Raw genomic sequence first — 15,276 nt, 5'->3', positions numbered from 1 at the left:
TTATAAAAAGAAAAGCACGGTCGTTGGAAATCGTGCTTTTTTAATTTTATCCCAAAACGATTAACGAATGGGGCGATTCAAAATAAGATCTAAATAGAGATTTACTTTGTTTTTTAATTCTTTACGGTGTGCGATAAAGTCTAAGAAACCGTGTTCCAAAACAAATTCGGCTGTTTGAAAACCTTCGGGTAAATCTTTTCCTGTAGTATCACGAACAACACGTGGTCCAGCAAAACCAATCAAAGCGCCTGGTTCAGAGATGTTGATGTCTCCCAGCATCGCATACGAGGCTGTTGTTCCTCCCGTGGTGGGGTCGGTACATAAGGAAATGTAAGGAATTTTTTTATCGGCCAACTGCGCTAATTTAGCCGACGTTTTGGCCAATTGCATTAACGAATACGCCGCTTCCATCATTCGCGCTCCTCCTGATTTAGATATCATCATAAACGGAATGTTGTGTTGCATGGCATAATCAATACCGCGGGCAATTTTTTCCCCCACAACAGCACCCATCGACCCGCCAATGAAAGCAAAGTCCATACAACAGACCACCAAATCTTCTCCTTTAGATTTCCCTACAGCCGTTCGTACCGCATCTTTCAATTTGGTTTTGTCCATGACTTCTTTCAATCGCTCGGAGTATTTTTTTGTATCTACAAATCCCAGCGGGTCTTTCGACGTCATCTTGGCATCCAATTCTTTGAATTCATTGTTGTCAAAAAGAATTTCAAAATACTCTTTACTTCCGATACGCACATGGAAATCATCCTCAGGACTTACCCATAAATTGCGCTCCAATTCATCGGCATCGACAATTTTACCTGTAGGCGATTTATACCAAAGTCCTTTGGGAACATCTTTCTTTTCTTCGGTAGCGGTTTTTATCCCTTTCTCTGTACGTTTAAACCAAGCCATAGTTTGATGTATTAGGTCATGAAAATGGTTACTTACATCTCGAAAAGTAGTGTAAGCGTTATTTCAAAATTTAAATTAAGGTATTTACGTTGTTTAAGTCAGCAAAAGCCTGCTCCAAACGGGCATTGAATGTGACTTCACCCTCACGAACCCATTTGCGGGGGTCGTAATGTTTTTTATTGGGAGAGTCGGCCCCTTCTGGACTACCGATTTGTGTTTTCAAGTAGTCGATTTTTCCAGTCATATAATCGCGAATTCCTTCGGTGAAGGCAAATTGAAGGTCGGTATCAATATTCATCTTGATAACCCCATACGAAATGGCTTCACGAATTTCTTCTAAAGTCGATCCTGAACCGCCGTGGAATACAAAATCAATTGGGTTGGCCCCTGTATTGTATTTTTCTTGGACGTAATCTTGCGAATTTTTCAAGATTTTAGGCGTAAGTTTCACATTTCCTGGTTTGTATACTCCATGCACGTTTCCGAAAGCGGCAGCAATGGTGAACTTAGGACTAACTTTCATTAATTCTTCATACGCATAAGCAACTTCCGAAGGCTGTGTGTAGAGTTTAGAGCTATCAACATCAGAATTATCGACGCCATCTTCTTCTCCCCCGGTAATACCAAGTTCGATTTCCAAAGTCATGCCCATTTTACTCATTCGCGCTAAGTATTGTTGACAGATTTCAATGTTTTCTTGCAACGGCTCCTCCGATAAGTCAATCATGTGTGAAGAAAACAAAGGTTTTCCTGTTTCGGCAAAATGTTTTTCAGACGCATCCAACAAGCCATCAATCCAAGGCAATAATTTTTTGGCACAATGGTCGGTATGTAAAATTACTGTCGCACCGTAAGCCTCGGCCAAAGTATGGATATGTTTTGCACCAGCCACAGCACCTAAAATAGCGGCTTGCTCGCCTGCATTTGACAATCCTTTCCCAGCGTTAAATTGCGCACCACCGTTGGAAAACTGAATGATAACGGGTGCTTTTAACTTTGCAGCAGTTTCTAAAGTACCGTTGATCGTACTCGAACCCACAACATTGACGGCAGGTAAAGCAAATCCTTTTTCTTTCGCGTAAGCAAATATCTTTTGAACTTCATCACCGGTAGCTACTCCGGGTTTAATGTGGTGTGACATGGTGTAGTTGTATTTATCGTTAAGCGACAAAAGTAAAAATAAAAAAAATTAGAACGGATAATTTATCCCGATATTTAGTACCGACTTCGATAAGGTGATCTCTCTCAGCCATTTGTTTTCAATCTGTTCCGAAGGATTGTAGGTTTTAAAACCAATGTCAAATCGCACCACAAACAAGCCTTGGTCATAGCGTAACCCCAAACCACTGCCCAGGGCAATTTCATCCATTGACTTCCAACCTTTGAATTGAAACGAAGCTTGTTCCACGTTGTCAAATACATTCCAAATATTACCCGCATCGGCAAACAGTGCTCCATTGAATTTTCCAAACAAATTAAAACGGTACTCTGCATTGAACGCCAGCTTCATATTGGCCTCATTAAAATCATTGATGCCTCCGCTACTTCCAGGTCCAAGACTGTAGGGTTGCCATGCGCGATTATCATTGGATCCTCCCGAAAAATAACTTCGCGAAAAAGGAATTGAGTTTGAATTTCCAAACGGAACGGCCAAACCGGCAAAGGAACGAACGGCAATGACACTTTTTCCAGCTAATTTCCAGTGCTTGATGTATTCCATTTCGCCTTTTACATACTGTGAAAATTCAACATCAAAAAAAGTATTGGCACCTGTTTGGGTTTCCAATTGTTTTGAGGCACGGGCTAACAACGCCAAAATATTTCCCGCCGATTCAACCTTTGTACGAATGGAATAAAAATCATTGTCATTGACCCCGCGATTGGTGGTTTTATAAAATGAAATATTGGTGGCAAAGATGAGGTTGTTTTCGGTCAAACGTTTGCGGCGTTCTGCAATGCTGCGAATAGTGCGTAAATCTGTCGCAGAGGGTGTTATGGTGGGATTAGCGCCTAGAACGGCATTGAAAAAACCATTGGCCCCTGCATCAATAATCAAATTGTTATTGGCATCAAAAAAAGAGGGATCGGCATTGTAATTTAAAGCCAATACATTTAAAACATCATAGGAAGACCGATAAATATTGAAATAGTTTCCAATATTCACATTTTTTACAAATTGAATATTTAAAAGGTCAAAACGAATGTTGGTGTTTTTTCGCGGCGTCCAATTGTAGGTAAAGGTTCCCGTAAAGTTTTGTTTGTCCAAACCGATGTTGCGTTGTTTGGCATAACCAATGGTCATAGACGTAGTGGGCAACATGGTTTTGGGAATGATTTTTTCGGTATTGAACAGAAAGAAGATACGCGGGAAATTCAACTTCGCATCCAAACCGATCTCAGAAATATTGAAAAAAGTATTGTTCGGATTGGCCAAGTCTTGTGAGGAACCTACGTTACCACGGAATCCAATTTCAAACGTTTCCGCGCCATTAAAGACATTGCGAATTCCAAAAGACGTATTTCCTGAAATTCCAAAATCCTGAATATTCGAATGGGTGAAATCAACCGAGGCACCAAAGGTGTATTTTTTTCTGGGAGTTAAAAAAATGTTGGCAATCAATCCATTGGGGTCTTTTGGGTCTTGCTGGTATTGAATTGTAGGGTATTTGAAAACCCGTAAATTGCTCAAATAGCGTGTGGTCAACGAGGTGTTGTTGTCTGAAAACAAACTCCCTTTGGTGATAAAAACCGCATCGGTAATCGCTTTGGGACGGTATTTTAATTTTTTTTCACTGTACAAAACAAAATCTTTGTACGTAACGCTGTCTTTGCTTTTTATTTCGTTTTTGCTGGTCGATTGATCAGTGAAAATGGCGACTTTATTGATAGTGTAGAGTTGAAAAGGAGCCGTTTTGGCCGTATCATTTTCGCGGTAGCTGTAGTCTTTGATGAGTAAACGTACATTTACCTTATTTTGCGTCCCCAAGGTGTCTAGGGAGTACCTAATGTAGTTTTGTTGAAAAAGATAGGCGCCGTTATTGCGAAACTCAGAAGTAATACGATCCCGTTCGGCGTTGAGGGTTTCGGTTTCATAAGGTTTGCCCGATTTGATGAGGGAGCGCGCCGCAGTTAGCCGAAATAATGAATCGAGCTTGGGACTCGAAATTTGGGGCTTCAAACTGTCAATTAGGTACGGTTTTTTGAGGTCGACACGGTAACGAATGCCAATTTTTTTTGCTTTTGAAGTGTCTTTTTCGATGGTGGTGGCTACGTCAAAATAACCTTTGTTGTAGTAAAATGAGTTGAGACGTTTGATTGATTTTTGGGCACTGATCGAATCAAACAAGGCAGGCGGTTCTCCCGTTTTCATCAAAAAATCACTCAATCCCGAAACGATAAATGATTTTCCTAAGCGCTCCACTTGTTTGGCCGACAAAAATCGATTCAACCGTTCTTGCCGTTTGGGTTTTCGTTGCAACCATTGATTATAAGCGGTATCGGCATTTTGCTTGGCTAAATTGTACAATTGCAAGCGAAGGCGATACCCCAATATTGACGTGTTGGGTTTTTGGTATAATTGCACATAAACGGTTTCGTCGCGCGTAGGTTTACCGTTGATTTCAATTTCATTCTTGACCAACAACCGTTTATTGTTGGGAACCCGTTGGGTAACATTACAGGCCACAAGAAAAAGGACGATTCCGGTGAATAATGCTATTTTTGTAACGTGGACGCGCAAAGGTTCAAATTTTAAATCCAAAAGTAACGTTTTTTTATGGTGAGCAAAAACCAAATCAAGTTAATTGCATCCTTACAGCAAAAAAAGTACCGAACTGCCGAGGGCCTCTTCATCGCTGAAGGGGTGAAGCTGATTTCTGAACTGTTGCATTCCCATTTTCAGCCGGTATATCTTTTTCAAACAGAAAAAGTGTTGCCTCCAACGTCATTACCTCCTGAACTCATTTCCCCCGATGTGTTAAAAAAAATGTCGGCTTTACACGAACCCAACAATTGCCTTGGAGTTTTTAAAATGCGTGAACCACAGGCTATACTTGAGGAGGGATTGTTGTTGGTTTTGGATTCTATTCGCGACCCGGGCAATCTTGGAACGATTATTCGATTGTGCGATTGGTTTGGGATAACACAAGTTATTTGTAGTACCGCCACAGTCGATGTGTATAATCCCAAAGTAGTGCAAGCGACCATGGGATCATTGAGTCGCGTTTCGGTGGTTTATACCGATATTGAAGCCTTTTTGACCCAAACGAAGTTGCCCGTTTACGGTACCTTTATAGACGGAGATTCAGTGTACAAACAAAACTTACCGCAAACGGCAATAGTACTTCTAGGAAATGAAGCTAACGGTATTTCGGATGCAGTTGCCCAACACGTAACGCATCGATTGTCTATACCCCGATTTGGCGATTTGCAACAAACGGAGAGTTTGAATGTGGCAACGGCAACGGCTATATTTTTAAGTGAATTTCGTCGAGCGACTTAGTGGAATGTAAAATTAACCACAAAACCCCGTGTACGGAAGCCCGAAATGTTCCCTGTCCAAGGGCTGTCGGGATTGTTGTCGCGAATAAGTTCATCGCCCATACCAAAGATTCCACGGATGGACGGCGAAAATTTGAAGTATTCTAGGTAGAGGTCAATTCCAAATCCGATTTCATAATTATTGGTCCATTGTTTGACTCTAAATCTTTGTTGGTAATTGTCATCCAACGACTTAGAATTACTGGATAAGTTTAAGGTTGTACTGACCCCCCCAACCAAATAGGGACGCACATTTCCAACGCGTTTGGAAGAAAATTTTAAAAGTAAAGGAAACGAGATATAGGTGGAACGAACTTCTCGCAACGCATCGATGGTTCGGGTAAAACCAGAGTAGGTAAGATTACGTTGGGTATAATACAATCCGGGTTCAAAACGCAAATCAAAATATTCATGCAAGCGAAGATTTCCTACCAAACCTACATTAAATCCAGTCGTTCCATTGACCACAATGTCTCTCGCAGGTGGGTTGATGTAATCAATTTTGAAGTCAAAACTATTAAATCCCAAAAAATAACCCCAATGAACTCGTTGCTTGTCAAAGTTCTCCAAATTAATAATAGGATCTCTTGAAAACATCCCTTTGGATTGAGCGGTCAATCCTAACGAACAAAAACAAAACACGAATAAAAAATACTTCATAACTTATTTTGATGCAGTGTATATCGTGGCTACACCAAAGGTTTGGGGCAGCGCTTTCACGTTAGTAAACCCAATTTTACGCAAAATATTGTTTAGTTGTTCTCCATAAGGAAAAACAGCCGCTGATTCGGAGAGGTATCCATAGGCCACATTGTCTTTGGAGAAGAGTCTTCCGATAATGGGAAGAATATTTTTGGTATACAAACGGTATCCTTGTTTGAACGGAGTTTTTTCGGGTACTGAAGTTTCCAGAATGATAAAAATGCCGTTGGGTTTTAATACGCGTAAAATTTCAGCCAACCCTTTTTCTAAGGTTTCAAAATTTCGAATACCAAACGAAACAGTGATGGCATCAAAGTGGTTGTCGGGAAAAGGCATGTTTTCAGAATCCCCCAACACCATAGCGATTCGGTTTTCGAGGGCTCGTTCTTTTACTTTTTGCTTTCCAACTTCCAACATTCCCGAAGAGATATCCAAGCCTGTGATTTTGGTAGCGTTGGTTTTGGCCATCAAAATCGCTAAATCTCCTGTTCCAGTGGCAATGTCGAGAACGGTGTCGGGATTTTGCTCTTGCACCAGGCGCAATACTATTTTACGCCATTTGACATCGATACCAAAGGAAATCACCCGATTTAACCCGTCATAATTTCCTGAAATGGTGTCAAACATCTGCGTGACTTGTTCCTTTTTTCCTAAAGAGGAATCTTTGTAAGGCGTAACATTTTGTGCCATAAGCGTGTGCTGATTTGCGCGGCAAAGGTACATAACTTACCGCATTTTTATATAGCTTTATTTCCGACGATAGGTACAATAGGTATACGAAACGGCATGTTTGTCGTCGGCGGGGTGCGATTCAGTAGCGATTATTTTCCACTCTTCCTCTGGAATTTCAGGAAAAAAAGCGTCTGCTTCAAAAGTGGCATGCACGCGGGTCAATTCAATAGTATCGGCCCAACGCATGGCTTGATGGTAAATTTCTGCGCCTCCTATAATATAGGTTACTTGATCTTTAGGGCAAACCGCTAGTGCCTCTTCAAGGGAATGCACCACAAGACATCCTTCATAGGTATAATCGGCTTGACGGGTGATGATCACATGGGTACGTTGTGGTAAGGGTTTGGGAAAACTCTCAAATGTTTTCCGTCCCATCACAATATAATGCCCCGTGGTTAATGCCTTAAACCGTTTGAAATCGTTGGGTAAATGCCAAACCAATTGGTTGTCTTTTCCTAGCGCATTGTTCTCCGCCGCCGCGGCAATTAAGGTAATCATGGAATTGTTTTTGAAGATGTAAAAATACGTTCTTTCATTCAAATGTGGGGTTGGAATTCCGTTTCCCGACGTTTTTTAGTCAAAATTTGACGTTTGTTTATCCAAAAATGGAAGGAATCAATAAAACTGAAATTTACAATCCACGATTAAGAAAACGTTTTCCTAAATTTTTTTAATGAGAAAAAAAACTAAAAAATAGCAATTGAACGATAATTTTTGGCAGTTTTTGTGAATATCATAAATCGTACTTGGAGCGATACAACCGCCGAAATATTTGCTTTACTTTGTTGCAGTAATCTATAAATGAAATAGTTATGGCGATTAAGAAACAGTTTGTAAAGACGAAACCGGTATGTAAAGTGACGTTTACTGTAGAAGCCAAGGATGCGGCCACAGTGGCTGTTGTGGGAGATTTCAATGATTGGAATCTTGAGTCCGGTTCACTATCGAAATTAAAGAACGGATCGTTTAAAGGTGCCTTTGATTTACCCAAAGACAACACCTTTGAATTTAGATATGTGGTAGATGGCGAATACCTTAATGACCCAGAAGCCGACAGCTACCGTTGGAATGCTTATGCCAACGCTGAAAACAGCGTTTTAGAAGTATAAGTTTTAGTTGGTTTGTTTTAAAATCCGCCCTGCAAGGCGGATTTTTTATTTCATCAAATGAAGTAGATAAATGTCATTAAGACAATAATTTAAACCGCTACCGCTCCTTTAATATGCGGATGTGGGTCATATCCTTCCAAGGTAAAATCTTCATAGGTAAAGGCGAAAATGTCTTTTACATTGGGGTTGATTTTCATGGTAGGCAACGGGCGAGGCTCACGACTCAATTGCAATTCCAATTGCTCAATGTGGTTGTTATAAATATGTGCATCACCAAACGTATGGATAAAATCACCCGGTTGTAAGTCGCAAACTTGTGCAATCATCATGGTTAATAGTGCATACGAGGCAATATTAAAAGGAACTCCCAAAAAAATATCAGCACTGCGTTGATAGAGTTGGCAGGATAATTTGCCCTCGGCTACGTAGAATTGGAAAAAAGCATGACATGGAGGAAGCGCTGCTTTACCGTTGGCTACATTTTCAGCAAAAGATACCGAAGTATCGGGTAAAACTGAAGGGTTCCAAGCAGAAATCAACATGCGTCGGCTGTTGGGGTTGGTCTTCAATGTCGTAATTAATTCAGCAATCTGGTCGATATTTTTATCATCCCAATTGCGCCATTGATGACCGTATACCGGACCCAAATCGCCGTTTTCATCAGCCCATTCGTCCCAAATTTTAACGCCATTGTTTTGCAAATAGCCGATATTGGTTTCTCCTTTTAAAAACCACAACAATTCATAAATAATGGATTTAACATGGATTTTTTTGGTCGTCACTAAGGGAAACCCTTCGCTCAGGTCAAAACGCATTTGATGCCCAAAGATACTTTTCGTTCCCGTTCCTGTGCGGTCTCCCTTTTGGACACCTTGTTCCATTACATGTTTTACGAGGTCGTGGTATTGCTTCACTACAGTTGATTTTTAAGATTCACGTTTTGATATTTCATCACGAATGCGCGCCGCTTTTTCATAATCTTCATCTTGCACCGCATTTTCAAGTTGCTCGTGCAGTTCGGCAAGGCTAAATTTACTCAATCCAGTTCCCGACGCGTCTTTGGAATCTCCTAAGGGCTCTGGCGACGATAGCACGTCGTCACTTTCCGATTCAGAACCAATTGGGTTTAGATAGATTCCCGCTTTGTCTAAAATATTTTTATAGGTAAAAATAGGGGCCTGAAAACGCAAGGCCAAGGCAATCGCGTCAGAGGTACGGGCATCGATAATTTCTTCTATTTTATCGCGCTCACAAATGATGCTGGAGTAAAATACGCCATCGACCAACTTGTGAATGATGACTTGCTTGACCACAATATCAAAACGATCGGCAAAACTCTTAAACAAATCATGGGTTAGCGGACGGGGAGGTTTGATCTCTTTTTCTAAGGCAATGGCAATAGATTGGGCTTCAAAAGCACCAATAACAATGGGCAATTTGCGTTCTCCATCTACTTCATTCAATATTAATGCGTAGGCCCCGTTTTGGGTTTGACTGTACGAAATTCCCTTTATGGTAAGTTTCACTAAACTCATGTTCCTTCCTCTATTTTTCTATTTCTAAACCGCTTGACTCTACGGGTCTAGATGGCGGTTTTGTTCCTTTTGTCCCCCAAAAAAAAACGAACAATCGTTTGTTTATCAGACTGTAATGTTACAGCCTGCAAAATAACAAAAAGATTCGGTGTTTTTTTAAAAAAAATAACGCCCTTTGTGAAAAAACAAAAGGCGTTAGTATCGTGTGAACTTTGGTCAGAATTACTTAGCTATTTTGCGCTTTAAATTCCTTTAATTTCTGCGTTAATCGCGGTACAATTTCAAGAGCATCGCCCACAATTCCATAGTCGGCCACCTTAAAGAAGGGCGCTTCGGGATCGGTATTAATCACCACCTTTACTTTGGAAGCATTGATCCCCGCAATATGTTGAATGGCACCAGAAATTCCTAAGGCAATGTAAAGGTTAGACGCCACCGGTTTGCCTGTTTGTCCCACGTGTTCACTGTGAGGACGCCATCCAATATCGGATACAGGTTTGGAGCAAGCCGTTGCAGCACCTAATGTAGTGGCTAAATCTTCAAGAATATGCCAATTTTCGGGACCTTTTAATCCACGACCTCCTGAAACTACAATGTCAGCGTCGGCAATCGATACCTGACCACTTGCTTTTTCAACAGCGGCCACTTTGGTAGCAAAATCACCTTCGTTTAATTGCGGTGCAAAGGCTTCAGCAGCAACACTCGTAGCGTTTTCATGTATTCCAAAGGAGTTTTTCGAGATACTCAACACCTTTACAGCGGTATTGATGGTGGTATAATTAAAGGCTTTTTGGGAAAAAGCACTGCGTTTCACTTGAAACGGAGCGGTGCTTACAGGAGCCGCAACAACATTCGATGCCATTCCTGCCTCCAAAGCTACAGCTACCAAGGGTGCTACATACAAGCTGTCGGTGGAAGAAGAAAACACCACTACTTGAGCGCCTTCTTGATGAGCAGCTTGTTGGATCACATCGGCGTATGCTTTGGCATTGAATGATTGGAGTGCATCATTCTGAACTTGAAGGACTTTAGTTACTCCATATTTTCCCAATTCGCTAGCATCACTAGCATTGATTGTTACCGCGGTAACCTGAGTTCCTAATGCGTCGGCTACTGCTTTGGCGTAGGAAGCTAATTCCAACGCTACTTTTTTGAATTTGCCGTCTGATGATTCGGCATAAAGTACTACAGACATAGTGATATTTTTTGGAAGCTTAAATTACTTTTGCTTCGTTGTGTAATAAGTTAATGAGTTCGTCAAGATTGTCGGGAGAAACCATTTTCACCGCTGATTTTGGCGCTGGTTTTTCAAATTTAACAGCCTTCGTTTTATCGTCACCGCCTACAGGCTCAACAACAGAAAGCGGTTTTGTTCGCGCTGTCATGATTCCACGCATGTTTGGAATACGCAAGTCTTTTTCTTCTACAATTCCTTTTTGGCCACCAACAACCAAAGGTAATGCCGTAGCAATAACTTCTTTACCTCCGTCGATTTCGCGGGCAGCTTTGGCTTGTGTACCTTCTACGGTGAGTTCGGTACACGCATTCACAAAGTTGTGCCCCAATAAGCCAGCCATCATTCCCGGCACCATACCTCCGTTGTAGTCCAAAGACTCTTTTCCGCAAATAATCAAATCATAACCACCATTTTTAGCGACTTCGGCCAATTGTTGTGCCACAAAAAATCCATCCATCGGAACGGCATTGACCCGAATTGCGTCATCAGCACCAATCGCAAGTGCTTTTCGTAAGGTTGCCTCTGTATCAGGGCCTCCCACATTTACAACCGTCACTTTAGCACCTTGTTGTTCTTGGAACCAAATGGCACGGGTTAATCCAAATTCGTCATTCGGGTTGATCACATATTGAACACCATTAGTGTCAAACTCCGTGTCCCCGTTGACGAAGTTAATTTTTGAAGTAGTATCAGGTACATGGCTGATGCAAACTAATATTTTCATACCGTATAGAGGGGTTTAAATTTTTCCGATGTAAAAGTAAAAAATATATTTCTAATTTTTGTATGCACGCATAATATTTTTTCATATTTCAATCGATTTTGTCAAAGATTCTTGAAGATGTTGGGGGAAAAGTTGGTTTTTATAAAAAATTTAACGCAGATTTTCTTTTGGAGTGAAAAATTATTCAAAAAAGACACCCTAATCTTTCGTTATTTTAGGCTATTTTTTTTCACCTATATCGATTTCGTAAAAAAAGCACACACAAAATAGGAAAGGGCAATATTTAAATCCTGTAGATTTGTTATTTTTGCCTTTCCAAAAATGGATTAACGATTTATTCGATATGAGAACGATACAATTTAGAGAAGCGATTGCCGAAGCGATGAGTGAAGAAATGCGTCGCGACGAATCAGTATATTTGATGGGGGAAGAGGTGGCCGAGTACAATGGCGCTTACAAAGCCTCCAAAGGAATGCTTGATGAATTTGGTCCCAAGCGTGTCATCGATACCCCAATTGCTGAGCTGGGATTTGCAGGTATTGCTGTGGGTTCTGCGATGAACGGATGCCGTCCAATCGTTGAATTCATGACCTTCAATTTTTCTTTGGTTGGGATTGATCAAATCATTAACAATGCGGCCAAAATGCGCCAGATGTCAGCGGGACAATTTCCAATGCCTATGGTGTTCCGAGGACCAACCGCTTCAGCAGGTCAGTTGGCGGCTACGCACTCGCAAGCTTTTGAAAACTGGTATGCCAATTGTCCCGGATTAAAAGTTATTGTTCCTTCCAATCCTCACGACGCTAAAGGGCTTTTAAAAGCCGCCATCCGCGATAACGACCCTGTAATTTTCATGGAGTCGGAGCAAATGTATGGAGACAAAGGCGAAGTGCCTGAGGGCGAATACATCATTCCCATTGGCGTAGCCGACATCAAGCGAGAAGGTACTGATGTAACGATTGTTTCTTTTGGAAAAATTATCAAGGAAGCGATGATTGCTGCCGACGAGTTAGCCAAAGAAGGCATTTCCTGTGAAATTATCGACTTACGTACGGTTCGTCCTATGGATTATGATGCCATCATTAATTCAGTCAAAAAAACCAACCGATTAGTGGTTTTGGAGGAGGCTTGGCCTTTTGCTAGTGTTGCTTCAGAAATTACGTATATGGTTCAAGATCGCGCTTTTGATTATTTAGATGCGCCTGTACAACGAATTACCACCGCTGATGCTCCAGCACCCTATTCACCTACCTTATTAAAAGAATGGTTGCCTAATGCCGGAGATGTGGTAAAAGCCGTAAAAAAAGTAATGTACCGATAAGGATATTCTCTTATATTTGAAGCCATTTCGGGAAGTCTCGAGATGGCTTTTTTTTTAATTTCTAATTCATGTTTAAAAATTTTCTTTTCTTGTTGTGTTTCGCCGTTTCCATTCTTTCATGGGCACAGACTAAGGTGAGTGGGACGGTAATCGACAAAAAGAACCAACCCATCCCTTTCGCCAATGTAGTCTTTAAAGGGTCCAACGAAGGGGTAGTCAGTGATGAAAACGGAAAGTTTTATATTGAATCCTCTAAGACCTATTCCGTTTTGGTGGTGGCTTTCATGGGGTATACCACCCGCGATGTCGAGTTGGAGAAGCCTGTAAACTACAACATGAAAATTGTACTCACTGAAGAGCAGGTTTTGGATGAAGTTGTCATTTTTACAGGTAAAACTTCCAAGAAAAACAATCCTGCCTTGCGTATCCTGCGCAAGATTTGGGAGCGCAAACGAAAGAACGGTCTGCGGATGTTTGAGCAATACGCCTACGATAAATATGAGAAAGTAGAATTTGACCTGAATACCATCGATAGTAACTTTATGAAGAGTAAAATCTTCAAAGGACTCGAATTTGTTTTCAAAAAAGTAGATACCTCCAAAATAACAGGAAAAACATACCTGCCTATTTTTATCAACGAATCGGTATATCAGGTTTATGGCGATAACAAAATGGGTAAGGTGAAACAAATTCTTACTGGAAACAAAAACTCAGGTTTGAGCAACGGAGATGGGGTCAATACTTTTATCAAGGATTTGTACAATGATTACAACATTTACAACAACCACCTGACCTTTTTTGACAAGAGTTTTACTAGTCCGATTTCTACCACAGGAATTGATGTCTATAATTATGTGTTGCGCGACAGTGCCTATATTGACAATAAATGGTGCTACAACATTGTGTTTTATCCCCGTCGTAAAAACGAACTCACGTTTAAAGGCGATTTTTGGGTTAATGATTCCACCTTTGCCATTAAAACCATCAATATGGCGGTTTCCAAAAGTGCCAACATCAACTGGGTTAAGGACATTTATATTGAGCAAGAATTTGATGTGGTCAACGATTCGGTATTTCTGCTTACCCGAGATTATATGATGTCTGATTTCTCTTTATCCAAAAAAGACGAAGCCAAAGGGGTTTACGGAAAACGAACGTCCTTGTACCGCAATCATAAGTTCAACCAACCTAAGCCAGAGAAGTTTTATAAGGAGGAAGTTAACTTTATTGACAATACCGTATACACCCGACCCGAATCGTTTTGGGAGCAAAATCGATTTGAAAAACTCAATAAAGATGAAATTGGGGTGTATAAAATGTTGGATACCCTCAAAACCGTCAAAAAGTTTAAGCAAATGTATAATCTGGTCACCATTTTGGCCAGTGGTTACATTCAAAAAGGAAATTTTGACTATGGTCCCATTTTTTCCACCTTCGGGTACAATGTTGTGGAAGGAATTCGTTTACGTGCGGGGGGGCGAACCTATTTTGGACCCAATGACAAATGGCGTTTACAAGGATATACCGCCTACGGTTTTGACGATAATAAATTCAAATACGGAATCTCGGCCAAGTGGATGCTAAATACCAAAAATCGCTTGATTATCTCTGCTGGAAACCGACGTGATATCGAGCAAATTGGAGCGAGTTTAACTACGACCAATGATGTCTTGGGACGCAGTTTTGCCTCCTCCGGGGTTTTCATGTCGGGAACCAATGGCAAACTGTCCAACATCAATCTCACCACCACGGCTCTTGAAATCGAACCCCTTAAAAATTTAGTATTCGAAACAGGTCTTTCCTATCGCACTCTTGAGTCGGCTTCCCGTGAGTTTTTCACCATGGATTATTTTATCGATGATGCCCGAACACAAACACGAGGCGACTTGCGTCAGGGAGAAGCCCATTTTCAAGTTGAATATACCCCTGGACGAAAAACAGTAGGGTATGGGGTTGAGCGCCTTTCTGTTGACAACCCTTACAGTCGGGTATTCGCCAAGTTTAGTCAAGGGATTAAAGGGTTTTTAAATAGTGATTTTGACTATACCAAAGTTCAGTTGTATTACAAACAACCCATTATCATCGGACCCTTGGGTCGCACCAACTTAACCCTTGAAATGGGGAAAACGTTTGGGAAAGTCCCGCTGGGGTTAATGAGTATCGTGCCCGGAAACCAAACCTATTTCATTATCGGGAACACGTTTAGTAACCTTAATTTTTACGAGTTTGTTTCCGACCGTTACCTAACCTTGCAATGGGATCATAATTTTCAAGGGCGCTTGTTCTCGCGTATCCCGATGTTGCGCAAGTTGAATTGGCGCGAAATTATCGGAATTCGAGGAGCTTATGGCGATTTTTCGGAAGAAAACCGACTCTTAAATGCCTCAGGATTGGTTTACAAAGCTCCCGCTACGCCGTATTGGGAATACAGTGTGGGGATTGGTAATATCTTTAAAGTGTTT

The 15,276-nt window shown here is 41.1% G+C and carries 14 protein-coding genes; 4 read left to right on the top strand and 10 right to left on the bottom strand.

The window, feature by feature from the left end:
* Nucleotides 1-60: 60 nt before the first annotated feature.
* The 3 genes from accD to tamL all read right to left on the bottom strand — a co-directional run bounded on the left by accD (nucleotide 61) and on the right by tamL (nucleotide 4,654).
* Nucleotides 61-915 (bottom strand): acetyl-CoA carboxylase, carboxyltransferase subunit beta, encoded by an 855-nt coding sequence (gene accD, locus ABWO12_RS06065; protein WP_073361555.1) that lies wholly within the window; start codon nucleotides 913-915, stop codon nucleotides 61-63.
* A 70-nt stretch (nucleotides 916-985) separates the two neighbouring features.
* On the bottom strand, nucleotides 986-2,056 hold the full coding sequence (gene fbaA / locus ABWO12_RS06060) for a class II fructose-bisphosphate aldolase (protein ID WP_353087873.1): 1,071 nt from the start codon (nucleotides 2,054-2,056) through the stop codon (nucleotides 986-988).
* 48 nt (nucleotides 2,057-2,104) lie between these two features.
* Nucleotides 2,105-4,654: a translocation and assembly module lipoprotein TamL gene (gene tamL / locus ABWO12_RS06055; RefSeq protein WP_353087872.1), complete on the bottom strand. Its 2,550-nt coding sequence runs from the start codon at nucleotides 4,652-4,654 to the stop codon at nucleotides 2,105-2,107.
* A gap of 36 nt (nucleotides 4,655-4,690) precedes the next feature.
* Here tamL and ABWO12_RS06050 point away from each other — a divergent pair, with 36 nt between their 5' ends.
* Nucleotides 4,691-5,416 (top strand): TrmH family RNA methyltransferase, encoded by a 726-nt coding sequence (locus tag ABWO12_RS06050; RefSeq protein ID WP_353087871.1) that lies wholly within the window; start codon nucleotides 4,691-4,693, stop codon nucleotides 5,414-5,416.
* Here the strand turns inward: ABWO12_RS06050 and porT are convergent.
* The 3 genes from porT to ABWO12_RS06035 are packed head-to-tail and all read right to left on the bottom strand — an operon-like array spanning nucleotide 5,413 to nucleotide 7,386.
* Entirely contained in the window at nucleotides 5,413-6,114 is a 702-nt protein-coding gene (gene porT, locus ABWO12_RS06045; RefSeq protein WP_353087870.1) for a type IX secretion/gliding motility protein PorT/SprT, read from the bottom strand. The genes ABWO12_RS06050 and porT overlap by 4 nt on opposite strands.
* Nucleotides 6,115-6,117: 3 nt before the next feature.
* Nucleotides 6,118-6,846 (bottom strand): bifunctional demethylmenaquinone methyltransferase/2-methoxy-6-polyprenyl-1,4-benzoquinol methylase UbiE, encoded by a 729-nt coding sequence (ubiE, locus tag ABWO12_RS06040; protein ID WP_353087869.1) that lies wholly within the window; start codon nucleotides 6,844-6,846, stop codon nucleotides 6,118-6,120.
* Nucleotides 6,847-6,903: 57 nt separating this feature from the next.
* Nucleotides 6,904-7,386, bottom strand: coding sequence for a dihydrofolate reductase (locus ABWO12_RS06035; protein ID WP_353087868.1), 483 nt, complete (start codon nucleotides 7,384-7,386; stop codon nucleotides 6,904-6,906).
* A 314-nt stretch (nucleotides 7,387-7,700) separates the two neighbouring features.
* On the opposite strand from ABWO12_RS06035, the gene ABWO12_RS06030 reads away from it, so the two are divergent.
* Nucleotides 7,701-7,997, top strand: coding sequence for an isoamylase early set domain-containing protein (locus ABWO12_RS06030; RefSeq protein WP_353087867.1), 297 nt, complete (start codon nucleotides 7,701-7,703; stop codon nucleotides 7,995-7,997).
* Nucleotides 7,998-8,086: 89 nt separating this feature from the next.
* On the opposite strand, the gene ABWO12_RS06025 is transcribed toward ABWO12_RS06030, so the two are convergent.
* The 4 genes from ABWO12_RS06025 to ABWO12_RS06010 all read right to left on the bottom strand — a co-directional run bounded on the left by ABWO12_RS06025 (nucleotide 8,087) and on the right by ABWO12_RS06010 (nucleotide 11,493).
* A complete protein-coding gene (locus tag ABWO12_RS06025) occupies nucleotides 8,087-8,911 on the bottom strand; it encodes a thymidylate synthase (protein ID WP_353087866.1) in 825 nt (274 codons plus the stop codon).
* 12 nt (nucleotides 8,912-8,923) lie between these two features.
* Nucleotides 8,924-9,532 (bottom strand): bifunctional nuclease domain-containing protein, encoded by a 609-nt coding sequence (locus tag ABWO12_RS06020; protein ID WP_353087865.1) that lies wholly within the window; start codon nucleotides 9,530-9,532, stop codon nucleotides 8,924-8,926.
* A gap of 226 nt (nucleotides 9,533-9,758) precedes the next feature.
* A complete protein-coding gene (locus ABWO12_RS06015) occupies nucleotides 9,759-10,727 on the bottom strand; it encodes an electron transfer flavoprotein subunit alpha/FixB family protein (RefSeq protein ID WP_353087864.1) in 969 nt (322 codons plus the stop codon).
* A 19-nt stretch (nucleotides 10,728-10,746) separates the two neighbouring features.
* On the bottom strand, nucleotides 10,747-11,493 hold the full coding sequence (locus ABWO12_RS06010) for an electron transfer flavoprotein subunit beta/FixA family protein (protein WP_288041108.1): 747 nt from the start codon (nucleotides 11,491-11,493) through the stop codon (nucleotides 10,747-10,749).
* Between the two features lie 325 nt (nucleotides 11,494-11,818).
* On the opposite strand from ABWO12_RS06010, the gene ABWO12_RS06005 reads away from it, so the two are divergent.
* Nucleotides 11,819-12,814 (top strand): pyruvate dehydrogenase complex E1 component subunit beta, encoded by a 996-nt coding sequence (locus tag ABWO12_RS06005; protein ID WP_353087892.1) that lies wholly within the window; start codon nucleotides 11,819-11,821, stop codon nucleotides 12,812-12,814.
* Nucleotides 12,815-12,882: 68 nt separating this feature from the next.
* On the top strand, nucleotides 12,883-15,276 hold a 2,394-nt coding region (locus tag ABWO12_RS06000; RefSeq protein ID WP_353087863.1), incomplete at its 3' end, for a DUF5686 and carboxypeptidase-like regulatory domain-containing protein.

The sequence above is a fragment of the Flavobacterium sp. genome (assembly GCF_040379285.1).
Taxonomy (GTDB): domain Bacteria; phylum Bacteroidota; class Bacteroidia; order Flavobacteriales; family Flavobacteriaceae; genus Flavobacterium.
The sequence above is the reverse complement of the archived record's forward strand: the minus strand, read 5'-3'. Positions and strand labels throughout refer to the sequence as shown.